We start from the raw sequence: 19,081 nt of genomic DNA on the forward strand, positions 1-19,081 counted from the left end.
AATAAATTACCACTGTTTATAACCACTTTGATGAAAAAGCCTTTTCTCCTTGTTTGTCTTTTATTCTCATTAACCGTCGTTTCAGCTCAAACAGGGCGGGAAATACTGAAGCAAAAAACTGAGCGTCAACTTCAAGATATTGTGAGTTCCTCACCCTTCCTTACCGGAATGATGGCGATCGATCTCACAACGGGCGATAGCTTTAGTAGTAATCAGGATATTGTTTTCGCGCAAGCCAGCGCAATTAAGATCCCCATACTAATGGAGGTTTACAAGCAGGCAAAAGAAAACAAATTTGCTTTGACAGATACCAGGCCTTTGCTCACCACAAACACTGTTGCAGGTTCGGGCATACTGAATGCAATGGTTGATCCGGTTTCACTAAGCATTCGTAACTACTGTATGCTGATGATCGGCTTGAGTGATAATTCAGCGACAAATACCTTGATTGAACTTGTAGGTCTAAATAATATTAATAATACGATGCAGTCATTGGGTTTAAAGAATACTCGCGTTCAGCGAAAGATGATTGATCAGCCTGCGTCAATAAGGAATGAAGAAAATATCTCTACACCCGCGGAGGCCGCTAAGATTATGAAACTGCTTTACGATGGGAAATTTGTCGACAAGGCTACTTCAGATGAGATTCTGCTTACACTTCAGAAAAACCCTGTTGAGAACAGTAAGCTTGTCAGGGGAATTCCTTCCGGCGTTAAAATTGCTTTCAAGCCAGGTGGGATGGGAGGGGTGTCGACCGAGTGGGGCATCATTTATCTCGCCAAAAAACCTTATGCTGTTGCGGTAATGGAGAATTATAAAGCAGGGCCGTCAAATCAGGACGTTTTTGCTAATATATCCAAAGTGCTCTACGATTATTATTCACGTATGGCTAAAGCAACGAACTACGGAGTAATTTTAGAATAAGTGAAGAATTTCGTTCCACTTTCCAATCGAACTGAATTAGTTATTCCCTCTATAACCACCGCCATTATTGTTGCCGCCTCCTGGTCTGTTGTTATTGTTTCCAGGCCCGTATTGATTATTAGTTCGTGGTGCAGGTCCATTGCCTCCGAATTTTCTTAAGGTCATGTTTAGAGAAAGCATGAAATATTGACCCAATCGATTGGTCTGGCGGTCGATAATTATATTGTCGAAAACATCCCTTGAAATACCAGTATTCTGGTCTAGCAAATCAAAAGCTTCGAAACGGATACGGGCAGCATTGCCCTTAAGAAATTGGTATTCAAGGTGAGCTCCGAGGATAGTTGGGTTTTTCACGATTGAATTATCAAATCCGCTGTTGACTGTCTTGCTCAGATTATAGCCTAACGTTAGATCTTTAAAGAAAAAATTCCTGCCTCGAAGTGAGTAACGCATAGAATTAGTGCGGCGATCGTCGAAGTTCTCCTGGGAATATTTCGTGGTGTTAATGCCATAAGAAGTTTCAAACTCCACATCAACAATGTCTTTGATATCTAATTCAAATTCGAGTTCCTGCCTGATATTGAAATTCTTAGCAATGTTCTTGCTGGCATCTATGAAAGCAACATTGTTATTTAATGAAGCATTTCCGCTATAAGTAATGGTAAATTTACGATCAGCGAATGGCTTTCCGTAGGAATAATCACCGCTCAAGGTGTAAAAGCCATCTGTGTTTGTATAACTTGTTACTTGGTTTATCGTACCAGGCACTAATACCTTCGTTGTTACAATTTTATCCTGTGTTTGATTGTACGAAAGGTTTGCAGTTAGAAAGTGTCCCATATTCCAATCTGTTTGATTGTACCTGGCATTCACAGCATGGATAAACTCCGGATTCAGGTTGGGATTACCGGTTACCACATTTTGAAGATTTGAATTATCAGAAATGGGCTGCAGCTGCAGAAATCCTGGCTGATTATTTCTTCCCCAATAATTCACCTGCAGTGATTGCTGTTTGGTGAAATTATAAACGAACCTGGCCGAAGGAATGAAGTTAAATGTACTGTTCCTTGTATTAATATTCTTGCTGAGATTTTGTCCCGTTAGCAAGGCTGGCTGTGCATTTAACCCAAGCGTATAGTTGTATTTCTTTTCTATAAACCTATAATTTAAACCAAAACGATTTGTGACAAACTGATATTCATACTGATTGCTCAGGTTCGGATTAAATACCTGTACTCCGCTTAAAATGTCGTTGGTATTTCTGTTGGTGCTTGAAACCGAGCGGTTCCAGTTATAGCTAAACTCCATATAGTTTCTTTTGCCCAAAGGCTCCATGTATGAAAAGTTTGCACTAGTAGAGAAGTTCCTATTCGTATTATCGATCAATTGATTTTGTAATCTCAGGGAGTCAAGTCCGTTTTGTGTAATGACGTAATTGTTTAATACATCCCGAAAACTATCACCATTGGAGAAGTTTACATTCCCCCGCAAACTGATATTTCTGCCTTTTTTACGAAACTTGCGGTTGTAAAACACATTTGTAGAAATATTGGCCGACGAATTATCATTCGATGTTTGATTGTCCCTTTTGGTTAAGAGATTTTCCTGGGTGATGGTGTAGAATCCCAAATTATCTGATTCAGCTGTATTATAAGAGATCCTGGGTGAAACTCTGAGGAAATTCAGCGAATCCCTACGATATTCCAGATTCCCTGAAAGACTGTGGCTGTAATTATCACTGTCATTATTTGTTGCTTCATCCTCCAGCCGGGTGAAGGTCTCAAGGAAGTTCTGGGTAAAAGCTTTCCCAATGGTTATATTTTTCCGGTTATTGAAGCTGTACCCCGCGTCAGCTGAAAGCTTTTTGTTCCATTGGTTCTGATAGCTTAATCCAGCTGCATTTGTTGATGTAATACCATTTCCCCCGCCGCCCCCGCGGTTAGCGTTTGTGATGGTACCGTCGAAAGAAAAACGTTCTTCCCCCTTAAATAAATTTCCTCTGATCCCGGTGTTATAACGGTCTTCGTTACCGAGACCTACCCCGGCCCGGACAAAATACCCCTTGTTCTTGTCTTCTGCGATCGTAACGTTAAGGATTTTCTCCGGTTCTCCGGTTTTAATACCGGTAAGGTTTGCCTGATCTCCATAATCATCAATAAACTGAAGATTTTTGATAACATCCGCGGGAAGATTTTTTATCGCTGTTGCCACGTCTCCGCCGAAAAAGTCTTTACCGTTTACCCTGATCTTCGTGATCGTTTGACCCTGATTGGTTACATTGCCATCTGCATCAACTTTGACACCTGGAAGCTTTCTCAGTAATTCGTCAACGGCATCACCTTCTCTTACTGGAAATGACGACGCATTGAAGGTTACGGTATCCTCGCCAACTTTCATAGCTGTTACTGCGGTGATCACTACTTCGCTCAATGAGTTAACACCCTCCTTTAGAATGATCGGCGGTATAACAAGACTAGCTCCATTCTCAATTTTATACTGTTTAACAAAACTTTGAAAGCCAATGAACGCGGCACTTAATGTGAATTCCGCCGACTTTACATTTTGGAGACTAAATTCACCAGCAATATTTACTGAAGTTGCTGTACTGTCAGATCCCCATTTTAATTTAATAAGTGTGCCAGTTAGAGGTACCCCTGCAGTATCCTTTACACTTCCTTTAACACTATAAGTCTGGGCATAACTTCCCGCAACGGTTAAAAGGAATATAGAAGTAAGCAGAATTCTTAACATAAATATCAAACGTTATTGGTGATCGGAATAAAAATGAATGCCAAAGATATGCCAAGCCCTTAGTTAAAGCGCCTAATGATCAGTAATGTTACAGTTTACTATTGTCACAATATTGGGGGAAATAGGCAGTTTTTTGAGCACTCAGGAGATAATTTCGATGCCTGAACAACATACAGACACATCTCTCAAGGTTTCTGCTTATGTTTACGTACACGAAGGTTTTAATACGCATAAATTACTTTTAAAATTTGGTGTACGATGTCAAATTAATTGTATTTTAGTTGAGCTGATAGGATTGTGAAATGAGGGAGGAAACGACTATTGTAATTCGTTGAAATAAGATGAAAAGAAGGCAGTTTATGTCAGGTGCGGTTATAGCCGGCTTGAGTAATTTTAGCATCTCAGGATGTAATATTATAAAACCCGAATCAGTAATAACCAGTGACAATCAATATGCATTTGGTGGAAAAGATTTTGGCGCAATGCTTGCCACCGTACGAAACAAATATCACTCTGATCTCTTTGATAAGTTTTTGCCAAATATGGACAGTCTTGTTATTGACCATGAATATGGCGGATTTAATTGTGCAGTAGATATAGTAACCCGCAGGCAATTAGGTACGAATAAAAGTGCATGGTTTGAAGGCCGTGGGCTATGGACCTATTCATTTCTATACAACAACCTCGGAAAGAATCCAAAATACCTTGAGGTTGCCAGGAAGTCAAAAGACCTTATCCTGAAATTAAAGCCGGCTGATAATAGTTTCTGGCCGACTTCATTTACACGTGAAGGTAAAGCACTTTCAGGTCCGGGCGATATTTACACTGGCCTGTTCATCGCTGAAGGCCTGGCAGAATATGCAAAAGCTTCCGGTGAAAGCGAATATCGCGATCTCGCAAAGAAAATTGTAATGGCTTGCCTCGCTCGTTTCGATAGTCCGAGCTACGACTACTACGTTGCCTATTTGAATCCCGAAGCTCCAAAGGTACCGGCACCTCGCGTGGTGGGCCATTGGATGGTTTTCTTAAGGGCGGCAACTCAAATGCTTGAAACTGGACCTGATCCCGAAATAGAAAAGCTGGCAGACAGATGTTTGGACGCACTTCTTAATCATCATCTCAATCCAGAATACCATCTTTTCAATGAAGTACTTAATCATGACTTCAGCCGGCCGCAAAATTCATTTGGTGATTTTGCTTACATGGGGCACGGCATCGAAACTTGCTGGATGATGATATTTGAAGCCGCCCGCCGTAAGGATCAGGAGCTTTTCAGTCGCACTGCTAAAATTTTTAAACGGCACGTCACCGTTGCCCATGATACAGTTTTCGGCGGATACTTTAGGTCGCTTGATAATGTAAGCAATAATATATGGAAGGTGGATAAAGTCCTTTGGCTTCAGGAAGAAATCCTCATTGGGACCTTGTTCCTCGCTGAGCATACAGGCGATGCCTGGGCTCAAAACTGTTTTAAAGAAACTCTTGGTTATGTTAATAAGAACTTCGATCGTCCCGGATATGCATTTTGGCCTGCCGGCGGCGATCGACTGATGAAAGAGCACCAGAAAAATCGCGCAGAGCATTACCATCATCCTCGTCATCTTATGCTCAATCTGCTTGCATTAAACAGGATAATAGCACGCAAGGGGAAAATTTCTGGTTTGTTTATTTAGTGATGGAAAACACAAGACGCAAATTTCTGAGAAATACTTCCCTAACAGGGTTTGCAGCAATGGGTGCTCCCTTACTTTCGGGTTTGATTCCTGTGCAAGCATTTGGTATACCGCCTGAAAAAAAATCAACCGTTGAATGTATAAAGGATTTAAATATCCGGGACCTTATAACGCAGTACAGAAAAGCCTTGCTTGAGCAATTTATTCCTAATATGGATAAACTAGTTGTAGATCATGAGTATGGCGGTTTTATGTGCGCAGTGGATATTCTGAACAGGAAGACCATTACTACAAATAAGCGCGCATGGTTCGAGGGAAGAGGAATTTGGATGTATTCATTTCTATATAATAACCTGGACAAAAATCCGCGTTACTTGGAAATCGCAACAAAATCGAAAGATTTTATTTTAAAGCTTTTGCCGAAAGATGGAAGTTTTTATGTCACGAATTTTACCCGTGAAGGAAAACCGATTGGCAATACACCCGGTGATATCTACGGAAACCTATTTGTAGCTGAAGGACTAGCAGAATATTCCAAAGCAATAGGTGAGAAACAATATTTAGACCAGGCAATTGAAATTATCCTGAAGGCCGTTGAGCGATATGATCGCCCGGATTTTGAATACCCGTATAAAGCTGAAAAACGGATTCAAGGACCACGGATACTAGGACACTGGATGATCTTGCTCAGTCTGTCTACACAAATTCTTAGGCAAAGACAGGATGAACGAATTGTTGCACTGGCCGACCGTTGTGTAGATGCGATTTTAAATCACCATATCTCAAAGGAATATGGTGTCTTGACTGAAGCGTTGTCTCACGATCTTAGTCCGCTGTCTGATCTGATTGCCTCCCAATATGGTGATATAGGCCATGGTTGCGAAACACTTGCGTTTGTTATGAATTATGCGGTACTTCGAAATGATAAATCTCTTTTTAAGAGATCATCTGACGAGTTTAAACGGCATGTAGAAATGGCCCGGGACAATGTATTCGGCGGACACTATTATGCATTTGAAAACATCCCTGCAAATACATTTTTGCTGACGAAAGTACGCTGGCTGCAGGAAGAAATTATGATTGGTGCTCTCATCCTTATCGAGCATACCGGTGACCAATGGGCTTTGCAATGTTTTGCCGAAACAGAGCACTATGTTAGAGATAAATTTGTCAGACCAGAATATGCTTTCGTCATTGATAGTGGGGACCGAAAAGTAGAGAAGCATTCATCTAGCAGGGCAGAACACTATCATTATCCCAGGCAACTAATGGTAAGTCTTTTGGCATTCGAAAGAATTCTTAAGCGTAATGAAAAACCTTCCGGACTATTTTCCTAATAAAACCAGTTGATAAAATATTGCTAATGAACTCAAATTTAATGATTGCGAAGCTGACTTTAATGAAGATCTTTTTACTTGCTACGATGTCGTTACTTCTCAGCTTAAAGGGTAGTGCCCAAACAAACCGCTCTGTAAAACCAAATGTGCTGTTCATCTCTGTTGATGATTTAAATGACTGGATTAATCCCGCAGCCTTTGGGGGTATGCCTGGACTTAAGACACCTAATTTTGACCGCCTGGCCAAAATGTCGATGAGTTTTACAAATGCACATGTGCCTTCTCCTGCCTGCGCACCCTCACGGGCAGCTATCATGACTGGAGTCCACCCGGCAAAGTCTGGCATAACTGGCTGGAAACATCCGGAATGGCGCAAAGTACCTGCACTTAAGGATGTTCAAACGATCGAACAGTTTTTTAAGGATAAAGGTTATACAACTCTTGCAGGTGGAAAGATTTATCATACACTTGCACCGCCTCGTGCTACGGTAAATCAGTCTGAAGCTAAAGGATGGGATTATTATTATCCAAGCCTTGCAATACCAATCCCGTTTCAGGTCAGAGCGCCTTTAAGTGTAATCGATCCAAAATTATTTGTCGGAAAACAACCTGATTATTTTAGCTGGGGTCCCATTGCTATGGGCGACGAATATATGGCAGACTATCAAATTGTCGACTGGGCAAACTACCAACTCGCGCAGAAGTATGATAAGCCTTTATTTCTCGCAGTTGGCCTAACGAAGCCACATGATCCATGGGAAGTGCCTCAAAAATATTTCGATATGTATCCGCTTGAATCTGTGCCGGATGTGAAGATTAAACAAAATGATCTGGAGGATGCGTTTGTTCATGGAAGACGTCCTCTCCATAAATTTATTCTTGATAATAACCAGCAGAAGAAAGTTGTCCAGGCGTATATGGCGACCATTTCTTTTACAGATGCCATGCTTGGAAGATTACTTGACGCTTTTGAAAAGTCAGCTTATAAAAATAATACCATCATTGTTCTATGGTCGGACCATGGAATGCATATGGGAGAAAAGGAGAACTGGGAGAAATTCACTTTATGGGAGCGCTCAACCCGGGCACCATTATTTGTGTTCGCACCAGGAGTAACTAAGGGAGGAACTTCTACTCACAAGCCTGTTGGCATTATAGATCTTTATCCGACCCTCGCAGAATTAATTGGGGAAAAGGCGCCAGCTTATGTAGATGGGGAAAGTCTCGTTCCTATGCTCAAAGGTCAAAATTTCAACCATCGTGGCGTGGTAACGGGTTATGAGTTGAAGGAGGGTCCGGAAGCCACTGGTGGGGATGCATATACCATACGCACCGACAAATACAGGTACATCTATTATCCATTTATTAATCTCGAAGAACTGTATGATCATCAGACAGATGATAACGAATGGGAAAACATCGCTTACAAAGGATCAAGCAAAAAAGTTATTGCTGATCACAGGAGATTATTGCTGGAGCAGGTAAATCATTTGAAGTGGCCAGGTGGTAATCCGAAAGGATATAGTATAACAGCGGAAGGATTAGTACGTAAAACCGAATACTTGCCTTTGGAAAGTATGAGCGGAAACACAAAGTTTTTTTGATGTACAAATTTAATCAACAGAGAATGAGAAACTATTCGAGACGGAATTTTATCAAACAGAATTCATTGGCTGGCTTAGGTGTTGTCGCTGGTCTAACCATGCCATCCATCTTTTTGAGCGAAAGCTTATCTGCGCAGGAGAAAGAGCCGATAATTGATATTCACCAACATACTAATTATGTGAACAGGACGGATGAGCAGCTTCTAGCACATCAGCGTGCAATGGGCGTAACCTTAACTGTGTTGCAACCTGCAGGACGCCCTCTAGATTATGGTTCGACCTATTATGGTGTCGGAAATGGGCTTCAGGCTGAAGCTACAGGGAATGAAGCCTGCTACAATTTCTCAAAAAAATATCCCAAGGAGTTTCTGTTTGGGGCGAATGAGGTGCCTGACTTCCCCGGAGCAATTGAAGAGATTGAAAAGTACCTGAAGTTAGGGGCTCTATTTATTGGTGAATCGAAATTTAATGTGGAATGCGATTCTCCGGAAATGCAAAAAATCTATATGCTGGCTGACAAGTATGATGTGCCCATTCTGATGCATTGGCAGCATAAAATGTATAATCGGGGGCTTGAGCGGTTCCATACCATGCTTGAGAAATATCCTAATGTGAAGTTCTTAGCCCATTCTCAATCATGGTGGGCAAATATGGGGAAGGAGCAGCTTGACCAAAACAATATATACCCTAAAGGTAAAGTTACTCCTGGCGGATTAATCGACATTCTATTAACGAAATACAAAAACCTGTATGCCGACCTTTCGGCTCCCTCCGGTCTTAACGCCATTTTACGCGACGAAGAACATATGAAAGCATTTATGCAGCGCCATCAGGACCAAATAGTATTTGGAAGCGATTGTCCGGATGCATTTGGGCACGGGGATAAATGTACCGGTGCAAAGATCATTGCTGGCATAAAGCGTGTCGCACCAAGTAAACAAGTGGAACGGAAAATTCTCTATGAAAATTCAAAACGCCTACTCAAACTATAATTTATAACCAAACTACAATGATTGCTAAACTCTTTGCCATGAACATGAGACCGGCGTTTTTATTCCTCTTTTTGGCGGCCTCCTCGAACGCCCAGGTCAAGACCGGCTGGTATACCGAAGGAAAAGACTATAATCCTAGCCGACGTATACGTATAACGGTTTCAAATCCCTTGGATATTCCTGTCAAAGGCAGCCCAGTGGTTGTCCCAAGAAATACCTTACCCTATCAGAATATTCCGGAACGCTGGATAGGAATTGTTGACCCGGCTTTACCCTCAGATCCTGAACCTACCGTTGCTCAGCTAAAAGCAATGAGCGGCTATGTTAGACGGAAAGAAACCAACGGGCATTATGTTGAACTTCAGGTAGATGATAAGGACAACGACGGTATTTGGGATGAAATATTCTTTATGACAGACCTTGCACCAAAAGAAAGCCGTGATTTCTATATTTACATCGATGCTTATGAGCGTGGGCTTTATGAACATCAGGTTCATGGCTCTTTGTCGAATTACGGCAGGCATACTGTTCCTCTATGGGAATCAAAGGATATGGGATGGAAATTATGGTATCCTCATGATGTCGACCTGCACGGAAAACGTGCACCAATGCTTACCGCATACTATGAATATTCAACCAATAAATCCGGGTATTACATGCCATGGGAAATGGGTACAGACATTATGACTGTAGCCAATACTTTTGGAGCCGGTGGAATGTGTGTGTTTGAAAATCCAGCAGATATGGAAAATCCTTCGCGAGCTTACCATTCTCCATTTAAAAACAAAGGACCCTTTGAAGATACACGTTATGCATTTTCACAAGTATATAATGGGCCCTTGCGAAGCATGATTAAGGTCACAACTACTAACTGGAACTCAGGTAAAGGATTTTATGAGCTTGAACAATATTATACAGCTATTGCAAATAAGAGCTGGAGCATCGTCGAAACCAAATTCACTAAATTTTTGCCGCCGTCAGCAAATGCTAATTTCGGGGCTGGCATTCGTAAAATAATGAACGAATATGCTTCCGTTAATAAAAAAGGAATCGCAATCTCGATGGGGAAGGATGTTGATGCACGTATTCCGGATGAAGATATTGGCGATGAGGTTTTGCGAGTGCCATGGCAGGGGATCGGACTGGTAATAAAGGATAAATATAAACCTGAATATAAAGCCATTAAAAACTTCGGTGAAAATCATGTATTCAAGATGCCTGTCACGTCAGATTTGTCTTATGAATATATGATCGTCGGTGCCTGGAGCTTCGGGCAGGTAAATAACAACGAGAAAGACTTTGTGAAATATGTTGAAGACGAGGCCCTGAAATACAACAATCAGCCTGTTATTAGCGTGCATGGCTACGAAGTAAAGAAATAACAGTTACTCTTAATGATCTTAACGCTTAAATTATTGACTTATTAAGATCATCAAAATCACTACAATAGGCTCTATGAAAGGAAAGAACGTTAGTACCCGTTTTTATAACATCCCGTTTGAAATACAGAGCTTCAATGACATGCCTTACCGGCATCTGGGTAATTCGGGTCTAAAAGTATCAGATGTCGGACTCGGTACCTGGAAAATGGGATATCCACATACAGGTGACGGATCGAGAATTGATGAAAAGAGTTCGATGCAAATTTTTGACCGTGCGTTGGAACTTGGAGTAACTTTTTGGGATACCGCAAATCGTTACAATAATGCATCAGGAAATTCGGAACGATTGATCGGCTCCTGGTTTAAAGACAATCCCGATCAACGTAGAAATATAGTTCTTGCAACAAAGCTGTCAGGCGGGATGGATGGACTTACTCCAAATCACTGCGGGCTGTCCAGAACAAATATTATGGAATCCGTTTATTCCAGCCTCGAACGTTTGCAGACTGATCATATCGACCTCCTTTACTTTCATTCATTTGATCCCCTAACGCCGCCGGATGAAAGCCTGCTTGCCATTGAGGATCTGGTAAAGCAGGACCTCGTCAGGTATTTTGCAGTTTCAAATTTTACCGCAGACCAGCTTAAATTGTACCAGTCTGTGGAGTCGAAATTGTCCTCTCGTGTGAGAATTGTGGCACTTCAGAACCAATTTGACATATTGAACGGTGAGGGCAAGGGGTTTGAGGGCGCCTTGGAGTATGCTGAGCGTTCCGATATTTCATTTATCGCCTGGAGTCCGATGGCGCGCGGTCTTCTTACCAACAGGTACCTTGACCCTAGCACCGCTGGTCCGGGTGACAGATTATTTGATGAGGGCCTTTTACAGGAAAGGACGGGCAAAGAAACAATAAAAAAATTACAGTCACTTTCAAAGATCGCCGCCGAGCTAACCATCGAACTTAATCAGTTGGTGATTGCTTATATGTTATCTATCCCTGGAATGGGCCCAGTTATCCCGACGTCTTCCAACATAAAACAATTGGAATCTAATGCTGCAGCCGGTAATATTTCACTTTCCGACGAACATAAAAAGCTGGTTGCCGAACTTATTTCATAATAGTTTGATGTAACAAAAACCGGTACATATACAAACTGTTGCTGCATGAGTCCTATTTTTAGATTCTCTTTTTAATTGTATATTCCGGACCATGAAAAGCCTTCCTCTTATTTTTCTCGCTTTTTATTTCTGCTCAGTATTATTAAGCTGCACTCAGGAAAAAAAGAACCCTTCGGACAAGATTACATTCACTGAAACGAAAATTGATACTGTACCTGAGAAAATGCTTTGGATACCTCCCGGTACATTCACTATGGGGTCGAGTGATCCCGCTTTCGCGGATGCACAGCCAATTCATCAAGTTACACTGAAGGGCTTTTGGATGGATGAACATGAGGTGACCAATGCTGAATTTGAAAAGTTTGTAAATGCCACCAATTATAAAACTGTGGCAGAACAACCAATAAACCCTGCTGATTTCCCGGGAGTGCCTGTCGAAAATCTTGTGCCTGGCTCGGGTGTCTTTACGCCTACAGCTCAGCCTGTTTCCTACGATAACCCACTGCAATGGTGGGCATACGTTCATGGCGCAAACTGGCGTAACCCGAAAGGGCCGCAAAGCTCCGTTACCGGGCGACCAAACGATCCTGCGGTACATATTAGCTATACTGATGCCGAAGCCTATGCTAAGTGGGCTGGAAAGCGACTTCCTACTGAAGCAGAGTGGGAGTATGCAGCTCAGGGTGGAAAAGGCAGGCAACCGTATTATTGGGGGAATGAGCTCAAACCTGGAGGAAAATGGATGGCGAATATTTATCAGGGAAATTTCCCTGATGCAAATACATCCGAGGATGGGTTTGAAGATCTTGCTCCGGTTAAATCTTTTCCCGCTAATGGTTATGGCCTGTATGATATGGATGGAAATGTTTGGGAATGGTGCAGTGACTTTTACCGTGCGGACTACTATGCAAAAAGTCCACAAGCCAATCCAAAGGGGCCAACAGATAGTTTTGACCCGGATGAGCCTGGCTTAATAAAACGAGTACAAAGGGGTGGGTCGTTTTTATGCAGTGACCAATACTGTATTCGTTATAAACCGGGAAGCCGGGGAAAAGGAGAGGTGAACAGTGCGAGTAATAACCTTGGATTCCGATGTGTCAGAGATGCTGCATCTCCTAAAAGCATTAAGAATTTTTAGATAAAGAAATATACGAATGAAAAATTCACGACGAGATTTCGTTAAAAAAGCAATGATTGGAACCGCCGCGGTTTCATTTGGGGGCATCCTCCCGGGCTTTAGCGCAAAGAGCTACAGCCGTATTCTCGGATCAAACGACCGTTTGATGATCTCATGTATGGGCTTAAATGCTCGGGGTTTTGCTGTAGGAACCAACTTTGCTAACCAGCCGGACTGCGAAGTTGTGTATGCATCTGATGTTGATAAACGAGCAGCTGATAAATTCATTGACGCCGTGAGTAAGATACAAACTAAGGCTCCTAAAGCTGCTCCGGATTTCAGGAGAACTCTGGAGGATAAGGATGTTGATATACTGATGGTTGCTGCCCCAGACCACTGGCATGCTACAGCAGCTATAATGGCGGTTCAGGCAGGTAAGCATGTTTACCTTGAAAAACCTGCAAGTCATAGTCCTGCCGAGGGCGAAATGATTGTGGAAGCTTCTAGGAAATATAATAGAAAAATACAGATGGGAAACCAGCGTCGGTCCTGGCCAAATTCTGTTGGAGCCATAGCCGAGATCAAAGCCGGAGCAATAGGCAGACCTTACCTGGCTAAAACCTGGTATACAAATAATAGAGCATCCATAGGAATTGGTAAAAAAGTAGAAGTTCCTTCCTGGCTTGATTACGAATTATGGCAGGGGCCTGCTCCGCGCCGCCCATATCAGGATAACCTCATCCATTATAACTGGCATTGGTTCTGGAATTGGGGAACTGGGGAAGGTCCAAACAATGGTACACATACTGTGGATCTGGCCCGTTGGGGTCTTGGAGTCGATTTTCCGGTAAAGGTTAATTCATCTGGAGGAAGGTTCAGATATCAGGACGACTGGGAAACTCCCGATACTCAAATAATGAACATGCAGTTTGCCGACAATAAGATGATCAGTTGGGAGGGGCGAAGCTGTAACAATCAGCCAATTGAAGGTGGTGGTGCCGGTGTGATGTGGTATGGCGAGAAAGGATCTATCTTAATCGGCGACAGTACATCTTATAAGGTTTTCGACATTACCGGGAAACTTCTTCGCCATGTAAAAGGAGATCCTGTCGTAACTGATGCAAGGAGTCTGTCAACACCCTCTCAGCAACTGGATGCAATTCATCTTCGCAATTTCTTTGACGGGATAAGAACAGGGGCGAAGTTAAATTCTGAAATTGCTGAAGGACATAAAAGCACATTGCTTTTACAGCTTGGCAATATTGCTCAACGTACTGGTCGTACACTTGATATTAATCCCGAAAACGGGCATATACTGCGAGATAAACAAGCATCAAAGCTGTGGACGCGCGAGTATCACAAAGGTTGGGAACTTAAAGTGTAATCGATGTTTTAAATTTTGTTGTCTGATCTAATACCATATGTCTAAAATATATTCTGCTCTAGTTTTCGCCGTAATTTTTATAGTTAGTTGCTATCCGAAAAAGCCTGCTACCCAACAGCAGACTAGTGCGTCGATAGGTGCAAATAACTACGATTCGGCACCATTTGTATCTCCCGAAGAATCTGTTAAAAAAATGATCCTTGAGGATGGATTTGAAATACAGCTTGTTACGGCTGAGCCAGATATCAGCTCGCCTGTTGCAATGAACTTTGATGACAAGAATAGGATGTGGGTGGTTGAAATGCAGGGCTACATGACGGATGCAGATGGTTCGGAAGAGGACAAGAAAAATGGCAGAATTGTTATTCTCGAAGACAAAGACAAAGATGGTAGGGTGGATGAGCGCAAAGTTTTTCTTGATTCACTGGTGATGCCGAGAGCTCTGTGCCTCGTAGACAATGGAATTCTTGTAGCCGAGCCACCGCGACTTTGGTTTGTCGAAATAAATAATGACAAGGCTGGAAAGAGGACTCTGGTTGACGAATCGTACACTGAAGGAGGCAATGTCGAAGCCCAGGCTAACAGCTTGTTCAGGGCCATGGACAACTGGATCTACAGCGGAGGATCTGAAAAACGTTATCGCAAGGTGGGCGATAAATGGCTGACCGAGCGCACGCATTTGCGGGGGCAATGGGGAATTACGCAGGACGATTTTGGTCGCTTATATTACAATAACAACTCTCAAAATATTTTGGGCGATTATTTCCTGCCGGGCCTCGGTTCGGGCAATGAAAATTTACAAAGGGTAAGGGGATTCAATGAAAGGATTATTTCAGACAACCGGGTATACCCAGCACGACCAACTCCTGGGGTGAACAGAGGATATAAAGACAATGTCCTTGACAGTGCAAAGCGCCTTGTTAGTTTTACTGCAGCATGTGGACCTGCATTATATCGAGGAGATCTATTTTCCAAACAATATTACAACAACGTTTTTGTAGCCGAACCCGCCGCAAATCTTATCAAAAGAAATATATTGTCAGGCAAAGGCTTTACCACCGAAGCAAAGCAAGCATATCAGGGAAAGGAATTTCTTGTAAGTTTTGATGAGCGTTTTCGCCCTGTAAGTTTGTATAATGGTCCAGATGGCGCGCTTTATGTAGTCGACATGTACCGGGGAATTATTCAGCACAAATCCTTTCTTACTGACTACCTTAAAAATGAGATTAAAAAGCGCTCGCTCGAGAAGCCTGTAAACTGCGGACGAATTTACAGGATAGTTCCTAAAAATAGTTCAATTAAAGCTGTGGAAATGCCTGCAAGTCCCTCAAAGTTGGTCGAAATGCTAAAACATCCAAACGGTTGGGTTAGGGATAAGGCACAACAGATGATTATCGATGGAAACTATGTAAAGGCAGAGGGCAAACTAAGGGAATTAATGACAAAGAATGCCGGAGACCTCGCGGGAATACACGCATTGTGGGCGTTGGAAGGCCTTGGCTTATTACAATCTTCAGACATCCTTCCATTGCTTAAGCATAAAGATTGGAATATACGGGCACAGGCGCTTAGTGCTTTACCGTCAACAATGACCAATGACAATGTAGTCAAATATAAACCCGTTCTGCAGGAAATGATTGAGCAGACCGATACGCTTATAGCACCCTATCTGGCATTTCAGATTGGAAAGTTGAAGCCATTCGATGCAAAAGTCATCACCGATCTTTATCAGCAGATTTCCGGAAAGTACCCAAATAACATCTATGTCACCGACGCAGTCGTCAGTAATCTTAAAGGCCAGGAAGCAACTTTTTACAGACGAATGGTACAATCGCGCCCTGACACAACTCAGGCAATTTTTGTTCAGTTAAGAAAGACAATTTCCGACATAAAAAGCAATGAAAGCAATAAGGATGCGAACCTACTCAGGAAGCAGTATCCACGAGGAGCGAGCCTCTTCAGATCGACCTGCCAGCCATGCCATGGCGCAGATGGAAATGGGGTTCGTGCATTAGCACCACCTCTAAACAGATCTGAGTGGGTGACTGGAAGCAAAGAGACGTTGATAGCGATACTGCTACATGGCCTAAGTGGTCCGGTTAAAGTTAACAATAAGGTTTACCAGGCACCGGAAATAAATGGAGACATGCCTGGAATCGGAAGCAATAAAGATATTGTCGACGAGGATATCGCTCAGTTATCAAGTTTCATAAGAAATTCATGGAGCAATGAAGCTGAGAAAATTAGTCGGGAAGAGGTGATCAAAATCCGTAAGAAATTTGAAAGCAGGCAGGGTTCATTCACCGCTGCAGAACTGGAAGGAACCAAGTAGATCGATATAAGATTTTAAAACACAGCCACCATCAAAATGGATAATCACTCCTCTGAGGCCTACGTCAGTAAAAATTCGCTAAACAGGCGTAACGCAATCAAAGCATTTAGCCTGGCAAGTATTGCAAGTCTTTCAGGAGGAATTGCTTCTGCTTCAATTCCAGATGAGAATTCGAATTTTCCATTAAAGAAGTTAGTCTGTAATGATTATGCCACTGTGCAGCAATTAAAGATGGACCAAACATTAAAGGCTGGAAATATAGCTCGAACATACGGATATTATACCGTAGGGGATGGGGGTGGGGCCGAGTACATTATCTCAGAAGGGAAAATACAAGACTTGACAGGCACCATCATTATCACCAACGATCTTTATGCCTCGATCATTAATTCGACCAGTGTAAACTATAGGATGTTTGGCGCCATAGGTGATGGGCAAAATGATGATGGGATACAGATCAAAGAAGCTCATGATTTTGCAAACAGGATGGACATCCCTGTTGTGAATACTCATGGAGAATTCTGGATCAAACAAGCAAAACTTATTCAAATTCTTACCAACGTTAATTGGGGTCATACAATTTTTCATATCGACGAAAAATTCAATTCCCTGAATGAAAATATTTTTATCGTCTCCGGACGGGAAAAACCTATGACTCTTGAGTTTGATGCGGAAACAAAAGCCAGGCTACTGGCTCAAATGAGGCCAGGTGCTACTATTATTCCGGAACTTGCTCCGTACAAAAACTATCTAATTGTTGTAACTGATAGTAATGACCGAGTTGGTGTAAGAAGCGGAGATGTTTATGCTGGCCGATCCACGAAGGCGAGAGAGGAGTTTTTCTTTATCGAAGAACACGGCAGAGTTATCGGCGATCTTGCCTGGGGATTTAAAGACTATACAAAGATCGTTGCCTACCCTGGTAGTAACAGCTATTTAATCATTGATGGAGGTACCTTTTATTTTTCGGGTGAAAGTTCTAATATCGGCGGCGGTTCTTATTTTAGTATGGGAATCACTGTAAATCGCAGCCGAACGGTAATAAGAAACCAATGGATTGGGCTCGAAAAAGGGAATGCAGACGTGGCAATGGCTCCCCGCAAGGGTTTTTATACTTTTTCATATGTCTATGACGTCCTGCTTGAGAATGCAACGCTTATTCCCTGGGAGAAAGATCGGCCTGGTACCGAAAAAGATGTTCCTAACGGTACTTATGGCATCGGGGGCAGTTATGCTTTAAATGCAACATTCCGGAACGTTACCGCTGAAGGTAGTCCGATTCACTGGGGAGTTTTCGGTACCAATTTATTCAAGAATTTCCGGGTTGAGCAATGTATGCTAAACCGGATCGATGTTCATTTCTACTGCTGGAACTTATATATTAAAGATTCAAAAGTTGGCACAAATGGAATAACAATCACCGGAGGAGGAGATTTGTTTATTGAAAATACAACCTGTAGAAGCAATAGCTTTGTCAGTTTTCGTCGGGATTATGGCGGGAAATGGGATGGTGACATAAGGATAAATAATTGTAAACATGTTCCCACCGGAATGGGAGAGACCGCAATTCTGACCATGGCCGCTGATGATATTGACTATAAATATCCAATAGGTTATGGGCGTACTATTAAGGTCGAAAATATGGTTGTCGATTTTAGTACAGTTCCCAATTCAAAAGGTATTTCCTGGTTGATGCGTCTGTCTCCATTTTCTCGAGCTGGCTATGGAGGGAGGGTGTTTTTTCCATCCCACATGGAATTTAAGAATGTGGTAGTAGAGGGAAGGGAGCAAGGAATGCGACTTCTCAATATCCCTGATCCGCAAAATTTCCAGCTTTCCAAACGTGGCTCATACGATGGCGTTCAAGTCCGGACGAATTGCAAAATGATATTTGAAGATATTCACCTTGAGAAGTTAGGCGCTTCGGATCCGCAGGCAATCGATCAGGTTCACTTATCCTTAAAAAATACTTCAAATTCAACCTATACTGATGAATATGCGTTGTATCCAAGTATCCAAGTGAACGGTTGTAATGAATTCGCCGCTCATCTTGGAGGCAGTATTGTTGAGATGAGTGTCGGTAATTGTAAGATTATCCGCTTTACCGGGGCATTGAACGGTTCACTTAGAGGATCGTTGACTTTCACAAACTGTAAGTTTGAAGCTTCAGTTATAAAGACTGAAAAACCATATTACAGCATTGCGGCAACTCTAGGGACGAGCTTCACAAATTGTATAATTTATGCACCCCGGGTAGACGAACTTGCACACCCGGAATTAGTGGATAGAATCGGCTTTATTCAAATAAACAAAGGGGTTCTCTATAATCATTTGAATACGCGACTGGGTAACGACATTGTAGCTTATCACAAAAGTCAAGGGCTGACATTTAGTGAACGATTCATATCGATGCTCAAAGCCCATCATGAGCTTGAGTCATGGGGTGTATAAATCCGAGGGAGCCT

Annotated in this window: 12 protein-coding genes; 11 read left to right on the forward strand and 1 reads right to left on the reverse strand. The window is 42.4% G+C overall.

All coding sequences use genetic code 11. From position 1 onward, the window contains the following. Positions 1–30 precede the first annotated feature (30 nt). Positions 31–924: a serine hydrolase gene (locus tag B5X60_RS02440; protein WP_170878363.1), complete on the forward strand. Its 894-nt coding sequence runs from the start codon at positions 31–33 to the stop codon at positions 922–924. A gap of 36 nt (positions 925–960) precedes the next feature. Here B5X60_RS02440 and B5X60_RS02445 read toward each other — a convergent pair whose 3' ends face one another. Continuing rightward, positions 961–3,675 carry an outer membrane beta-barrel protein gene (locus B5X60_RS02445; protein WP_079701053.1) on the reverse strand — a complete coding sequence of 905 codons (2,715 nt, stop codon included), beginning with the start codon at positions 3,673–3,675 and terminating at the stop codon, positions 961–963. Between the two features lie 341 nt (positions 3,676–4,016). Between B5X60_RS02445 and B5X60_RS02450 the strand changes: the two genes are divergently transcribed. From B5X60_RS02450 to B5X60_RS02495, 10 genes are all read left to right on the forward strand, one after another. After that, complete coding sequence (locus B5X60_RS02450; RefSeq protein ID WP_079701055.1) at positions 4,017–5,348, forward strand: AGE family epimerase/isomerase; 1,332 nt, start codon at positions 4,017–4,019, stop codon at positions 5,346–5,348. A 2-nt stretch (positions 5,349–5,350) separates the two neighbouring features. Then, on the forward strand, positions 5,351–6,685 hold the full coding sequence (locus B5X60_RS02455) for an AGE family epimerase/isomerase (protein ID WP_079701057.1): 1,335 nt from the start codon (positions 5,351–5,353) through the stop codon (positions 6,683–6,685). A 26-nt stretch (positions 6,686–6,711) separates the two neighbouring features. Beyond that, the gene (locus tag B5X60_RS02460) at positions 6,712–8,289 is read left to right on the forward strand and encodes a sulfatase (protein ID WP_079701059.1); all 1,578 of its coding nucleotides are present in this window, start codon (positions 6,712–6,714) and stop codon (positions 8,287–8,289) included. A 23-nt stretch (positions 8,290–8,312) separates the two neighbouring features. Continuing rightward, positions 8,313–9,281 carry an amidohydrolase family protein gene (locus B5X60_RS02465; protein ID WP_079702277.1) on the forward strand — a complete coding sequence of 323 codons (969 nt, stop codon included), beginning with the start codon at positions 8,313–8,315 and terminating at the stop codon, positions 9,279–9,281. A gap of 17 nt (positions 9,282–9,298) precedes the next feature. Next, a complete protein-coding gene (locus B5X60_RS02470) occupies positions 9,299–10,663 on the forward strand; it encodes a DUF4861 family protein (protein ID WP_079701061.1) in 1,365 nt (454 codons plus the stop codon). A 73-nt stretch (positions 10,664–10,736) separates the two neighbouring features. Further along, complete coding sequence (locus B5X60_RS02475; protein WP_079701063.1) at positions 10,737–11,783, forward strand: aldo/keto reductase; 1,047 nt, start codon at positions 10,737–10,739, stop codon at positions 11,781–11,783. A 91-nt stretch (positions 11,784–11,874) separates the two neighbouring features. Next, the gene (locus B5X60_RS02480; RefSeq protein WP_079701065.1) at positions 11,875–12,921 is read left to right on the forward strand and encodes a formylglycine-generating enzyme family protein; all 1,047 of its coding nucleotides are present in this window, start codon (positions 11,875–11,877) and stop codon (positions 12,919–12,921) included. Positions 12,922–12,937: 16 nt separating this feature from the next. Further along, on the forward strand, positions 12,938–14,284 hold the full coding sequence (locus B5X60_RS02485) for a Gfo/Idh/MocA family protein (protein WP_079701067.1): 1,347 nt from the start codon (positions 12,938–12,940) through the stop codon (positions 14,282–14,284). A 37-nt stretch (positions 14,285–14,321) separates the two neighbouring features. Beyond that, the gene (locus B5X60_RS02490; RefSeq protein ID WP_139377344.1) at positions 14,322–16,616 is read left to right on the forward strand and encodes a DUF7133 domain-containing protein; all 2,295 of its coding nucleotides are present in this window, start codon (positions 14,322–14,324) and stop codon (positions 16,614–16,616) included. 36 nt (positions 16,617–16,652) lie between these two features. Next, entirely contained in the window at positions 16,653–19,067 is a 2,415-nt protein-coding gene (locus B5X60_RS02495) for a hypothetical protein (protein WP_079701069.1), read from the forward strand. Positions 19,068–19,081 lie beyond the last annotated feature (14 nt).

It is taken from the genome of Daejeonella lutea, from assembly GCF_900168015.1.
GTDB lineage: Bacteria > Bacteroidota > Bacteroidia > Sphingobacteriales > Sphingobacteriaceae > Daejeonella > Daejeonella lutea.

Coding starts and splice junctions, on each gene's coding strand:
- B5X60_RS02440 (WP_170878363.1), top strand. CDS start 31: ATGAAAAAGCCTTTTCTCCTTGTTTGTCTTTTATTCTCATTAACCGTC.
- B5X60_RS02445 (WP_079701053.1), bottom strand. CDS start 3,675: ATGTTAAGAATTCTGCTTACTTCTATATTCCTTTTAACCGTTGCGGGA.
- B5X60_RS02450 (WP_079701055.1), top strand. CDS start 4,017: ATGAAAAGAAGGCAGTTTATGTCAGGTGCGGTTATAGCCGGCTTGAGT.
- B5X60_RS02455 (WP_079701057.1), top strand. CDS start 5,351: ATGGAAAACACAAGACGCAAATTTCTGAGAAATACTTCCCTAACAGGG.
- B5X60_RS02460 (WP_079701059.1), top strand. CDS start 6,712: ATGAACTCAAATTTAATGATTGCGAAGCTGACTTTAATGAAGATCTTT.
- B5X60_RS02465 (WP_079702277.1), top strand. CDS start 8,313: ATGAGAAACTATTCGAGACGGAATTTTATCAAACAGAATTCATTGGCT.
- B5X60_RS02470 (WP_079701061.1), top strand. CDS start 9,299: ATGATTGCTAAACTCTTTGCCATGAACATGAGACCGGCGTTTTTATTC.
- B5X60_RS02475 (WP_079701063.1), top strand. CDS start 10,737: ATGAAAGGAAAGAACGTTAGTACCCGTTTTTATAACATCCCGTTTGAA.
- B5X60_RS02480 (WP_079701065.1), top strand. CDS start 11,875: ATGAAAAGCCTTCCTCTTATTTTTCTCGCTTTTTATTTCTGCTCAGTA.
- B5X60_RS02485 (WP_079701067.1), top strand. CDS start 12,938: ATGAAAAATTCACGACGAGATTTCGTTAAAAAAGCAATGATTGGAACC.
- B5X60_RS02490 (WP_139377344.1), top strand. CDS start 14,322: ATGTCTAAAATATATTCTGCTCTAGTTTTCGCCGTAATTTTTATAGTT.
- B5X60_RS02495 (WP_079701069.1), top strand. CDS start 16,653: ATGGATAATCACTCCTCTGAGGCCTACGTCAGTAAAAATTCGCTAAAC.